The 4620-nt window shown below is 58.4% G+C and carries 5 protein-coding genes; all 5 read left to right on the top strand.

Annotation, left to right across the window (positions count from 1 at the left end; genetic code table 11):
• Positions 1–164 precede the first annotated feature (164 nt).
• Genes OKB81_RS19445 through OKB81_RS19425 form a run of 5 tightly spaced genes read left to right on the top strand, consistent with a single transcriptional unit; the run spans position 165 to position 4337 of the window.
• Positions 165–773 carry a TetR/AcrR family transcriptional regulator gene (locus OKB81_RS19445; RefSeq protein WP_270665307.1) on the top strand — a complete coding sequence of 203 codons (609 nt, stop codon included), beginning with the start codon at positions 165–167 and terminating at the stop codon, positions 771–773.
• Positions 770–1921, top strand: a complete 1152-nt coding sequence (locus OKB81_RS19440; protein ID WP_270665309.1) for an efflux RND transporter periplasmic adaptor subunit — start codon at positions 770–772, stop codon at positions 1919–1921. The genes OKB81_RS19445 and OKB81_RS19440 overlap by 4 nt, the downstream gene beginning before the upstream one ends.
• Entirely contained in the window at positions 1918–3123 is a 1206-nt protein-coding gene (locus OKB81_RS19435) for an ABC transporter permease (RefSeq protein WP_270665311.1), read from the top strand. The genes OKB81_RS19440 and OKB81_RS19435 overlap by 4 nt, the downstream gene beginning before the upstream one ends.
• Position 3124: 1 nt before the next feature.
• Positions 3125–3835 (top strand): ABC transporter ATP-binding protein, encoded by a 711-nt coding sequence (locus OKB81_RS19430; protein WP_011222066.1) that lies wholly within the window; start codon positions 3125–3127, stop codon positions 3833–3835.
• Positions 3836–3863: 28 nt separating this feature from the next.
• Complete coding sequence (locus OKB81_RS19425; protein WP_003056106.1) at positions 3864–4337, top strand: cytochrome c; 474 nt, start codon at positions 3864–3866, stop codon at positions 4335–4337.
• The last annotated feature ends 283 nt before the right edge of the window (positions 4338–4620 follow it).

Below are 4620 nucleotides of genomic sequence, written 5' to 3'. Positions count from 1 at the left end.
TACTGGTAACCCATTGATATTAAATGACTAAAATTTTCATTTTTTGTTCTTGGGATACTTGTTCGCACTTTCCCTAGATATTGACGAGTACGTCGGGTTTTCTCTTGTTTGAGTTGCCTCTTGTGGTAAGATAGTAATTAATTACTATCTTACAGGGAGTGCTCGTGGACACCCATCCAAAGCATCTGCCGGCCGATGAACGTCGTGCCGTAACTGTCGAGTCCGTCGTGGCGCTTGCCGGTTCACAAAACCCAAGCGAGATAACCACTGCGGCTATCGCTAAACACATGAACTTGACCCAAGGTGCGCTGTTTCGGCACTTCCCGAACAAGGAAGCCATTTGGCAGGCGGTCATGGAGTGGGTAGCAGAGCGTCTATTAGCCAGAATCGATCGATCCGCACAAGGAATCGAGTCGCCCTTGGCAGCTATGGAGGCGATGTTCATGAGTCATATCGAATTCGTTGCTGAGCACCCAGGTGTGCCAAGAATGATGTTTGGTGAGCTTCAACGTGCCGAATCGACACCGGCCAAGCGCATGGTGCAAACCTTGATTCAGCGCTACGGCGAACGTTTGCATCGTCTCATCGAGAAAGGCAAGACCAGCGGCGAGTTGTCTCCCTCGCTTGACAACGAGGCGGCGGCAACGCTGTTCATTGGCACGATCCAGGGCTTGGTCATGCAATCGCTGTTGGCGGGTGATGTGGGCCGTATGCACCGCGATGCGCCGCGTGTCTTTGCAATTTATCGGCGTGGCATAAGGAGTGCGCAATGAAAAAGTTACCCTTGCAAGGCCGCACCCTGGCGCTGCTTGCCGTCATCATTCCTTTGCTGGTGCTTTTTATTTATGTCGGTCTGCGATCAGGGCCGCTCGCCCCGGTCGCTGTGACGGTGGCAAGCGTGGAATCACGGGCTATCACACCGGCGCTGTTCGGCATCGGCACGGTGGAGGCGCGCTACACCTACAAGATCGGGCCGACGTTTGCCGGGCGCGTCAAACGCCTGGAGGTGCATGTAGGCGACCAGGTCAAGGCCGGACAGGTGCTCGGCGAGATGGAGCCGGTCGACCTCGATGATCGGGTGCGCTCACAGGAGTCGGCATTCAAGCGTGCGGAAGCGGCTTTGCGCGAGGCAGAAGCCCGGCAAGCCTACGCGCAAACCCAAGCGCGCCGCTACGAGCAATTGTTAGCGGTGCGCTTTATCAGCGAGGAAATCGTCACCACCAAGCAGCAGGAACTGCAGATCGCCGATGCCGCCCTATCCGCAGCTCGGGAAGATATTGCCCGGGCACGCTCCGACCTCGAAGGACTCGTCGCGCAGCGGAGTAATCTGCGCCTGATCGCGCCGGTCGACGGTGTAGTCGCCGTGCGCGATGCCGATCCCGGCACGACCATCGTCGCGGGCGAGGCCGTGGTGGAAGTAATCGACCCCAAGAGTTTGTGGATCAATGTGCGCTTCGACCAGATCAGCGCATCGGGGCTGGCTGGGGGGTTGCCGGCTCACATCGTCCTGCGTTCGCGTGGTGGCCAGACCTTGAAAGGTCGCGTGCTGCGGGTGGAACCCAAGGCCGACGCGGTAACCGAGGAAACGCTTGCCAAGGTGACATTCGATAACAAACCAGAACCTTTGCCACCGGTGGGTGAACTGGCCGAAGTCACGGTTGACTTGCCGGCGCTCCCGGCCGCTCCACTGATCCCCAACGCTGCCGTCCAGCGTGAGGGCAACAAAATTGGTGTCTGGCAAATCGTGGATGGTGATCTGCATTTCTCCCCGGTCAAGCTCGGTGCTTCCGACCTCAATGGTTACGTGCAGGTGCGCGAAGGGCTCAAGAATGGGGACCAGATTGTGACCTATAGCGAAAAGGCACTGACGGCGCGCAGCCGCATCCATGTGGTCGACCATATCCCAGGAGTGTCACGATGATCAGCCTTGCCGGCCGCGACATTCTCCATGCCTGGGGAAAGTTCGTCTTCACTGGCATCGGGCTGGGTCTGCTGATCGGCGTCACCCTGGTCATGGCCGGGGTGTACCGGGGCATGGTGGACGACGGCAAGGCGCTGCTCGACAACAGTGGCGCCGACCTTTGGGTGGTGCAAAAGGATACTCTGGGTCCTTATGCGGAGTCGTCAAGCCTCAACGATGACGTGTATCGCGCCATCCTCGCCATGCCGGGAGTCGCCCAGGCAGCGAACGTGACCTACCTGACCATGCAGGTACGCAAGGGCGAGAGTGATGTACGCACCATGGTGGTCGGCATCGCGCCCGGCGCGTTGGGGGCTACACCCGGATGGCCTCCTTATCTCGTCGCTGGACGCCAGATCACGCGCGGTCACTACGAGGCTGTGGCCGACATCGCCACCGGCTTCAAACTGGGAGATCGTCTTGCCATTCGCCGAAATCATTACACCGTCGTGGGTCTGACACGGCGCATGGTGTCGTCCAGCGGCGACCCGATGGTATTCATTCCGCTTAAGGATGCCCAAGAGGCTCAGTTCCTCAAGGACAACGACGCCATTTGGCAAAGCCGGCGTCGCACCGAAGCCAACCCGGCCTTCAATCGACCCGGTGTTCCAGGTTTGCTGGATGCCGTGATTGCTTCACAGAGCAGCAACGCGTTCGTCAATGCCGTACTGGTCACACTGAAACCTGGCCATGCGCCGGACGAGGTTGCCGAATCCATCCGGCGCTGGAAGCGTTTGACGGTCTACACCCGGGCACAGATGGAAGACATCCTCGTCGGCAAGTTGATCGCCACCTCGGCCAAGCAGATCGGCATGTTCTTAGTGATTCTGGCCATCGTTAGCGCGGCCATCGTTGCCTTCATCATCTATTCGCTGACGATGGACAAAATCCGCGAGATCGCGGTGTTGAAGCTGATCGGCACACGCAACCGAACCATCGCCGCGATGATCATGCAGCAGGCGATCGCCCTGGGCGTGATTGGTTTCGTGGTCGGCAAGATCACAGCCACTTTCTCAGCGCCGCTGTTTCCCAAGTACGTACTGCTGATGCCGTTCGACTCCATCGCCGGTTTTTTCGCCGTGCTCGTGATCTGCGTTCTAGCCAGCATCGTCGCCATTCGCATGGCACTCAAGGTCGATCCGGCCGAAGCCATTGGAGGTTGAGATGAGTGGTAAAGGCATCCACATCGAAAGTTTGAGCAAGCGGTATGGCGATGGTGACACCGCTGTCTTTGCCTTGAAAGACGTGAATATGCATGTTGCGCCAGGTGAAGTGGTGGGGCTGATCGGCCCTTCCGGGTCCGGCAAGAGCACGCTGCTCAAATGTCTGGGTGCGGTGATCGAACCGACCGCTGGTCGCATGACGCTGGGCGATGAAGTGATCTACGACGATGGCTGGAAAGTCCGCGACTTGCGCGCCTTGCGGCGCGACAAGATCGGTTTCGTTTTCCAAGCACCATACCTGATTCCGTTTCTCGATGTCACCGACAACGTGGCGCTGTTGCCGATGCTTGCAGGCGTCGCGAATGGAGAGTCGCGCGCGAAGGCACTGGAATTGCTCACGGCGCTTGATGTGCAACACCGAGCTCGCGCAATGCCCTCGCAACTCTCCGGTGGCGAGCAGCAACGGGTTGCCATCGCGCGCGGATTGGTCAATCGCCCGCCAGTGATCCTGGCCGATGAACCCACTGCGCCGCTGGATTCCGAGCGCGCCATGGCTGTAATCCGCATCCTCAACGACATGGCCCGCAAGTTCGAGACCGCCATCATCGTCGTCACCCATGACGAAAAGATCATCCCGACCTTCAAGCGCATCTACCACATCCGCGACGGTGTAACCCATGAGGAAGCTGGCGAAGGGCGGGAGTTCGAATGAGAGAACGATTGAATTACAGGAGAATTTCATGACCCACCGCAAACACAGCCACGCATTTGGAACTATCACCCTGACCGTTACGGCCTGCCTGCTTCTATGGGGTTTTCAGTTGCCAGCTTGGGCTGGTGACGCTACCCAGGTTGAGCCACTGGCGCTACGCAAGATCATGCAGGAACTCGGGCGCAACATGCAGGCTATTACCGGTGCGATTTCGCAGGAGGAATGGGTTCAGGTCGTTCAGCTCGCCCCAAAAGTTGCTGCACACCCCGAGCCACCGCTTACTGAAAAAATGCGCATCCTTGCTTACCTCGGCGCTGATGCGACCAAGTTCAGAAACTTTGACGCGCAGACTCACGAGGCGGCGCTGGCCATGAAGCTGGCTGCTGCGAGCAGCGACGGCAAGGCGGTGATCCAATCATTCGCCCACGTGCAGGAAAGCTGCTTGGGCTGCCACCAAGCTTTCCGTAAACCTTTCGTGGAGCATTTTTATGGAGCACGCTAAAACATGCCAGCGCCCCATCAGCCTCGAACGACGGCTTGCGGCAACTTACCTGGTAGCTGGTCTGATCACCGCCGGTCTGGCCGGCTGCGCCGCTGGCCCTGATTTTAAGCGTCCCACCGCACCCGATGTGGCTCGCTACACTGCAATACCAGTGGCTGATAGAACCGCGTCCGCTCCCACGCAGTTCGGCGAAACACAACGTCTAGGGAAGGTGCGAATAAGCAGGTCATTTCTTCCCAAGCTGACTCGCTGATTAAAATTTCGCGGATCTGGGCCGATTTTT

This window comes from Aeromonas sp. QDB56 (genome assembly GCF_027705505.1).
Lineage (GTDB): Bacteria > Pseudomonadota > Gammaproteobacteria > Enterobacterales > Aeromonadaceae > Aeromonas > Aeromonas caviae.
This window is presented reverse-complemented; position numbering and strand designations above follow the sequence as displayed.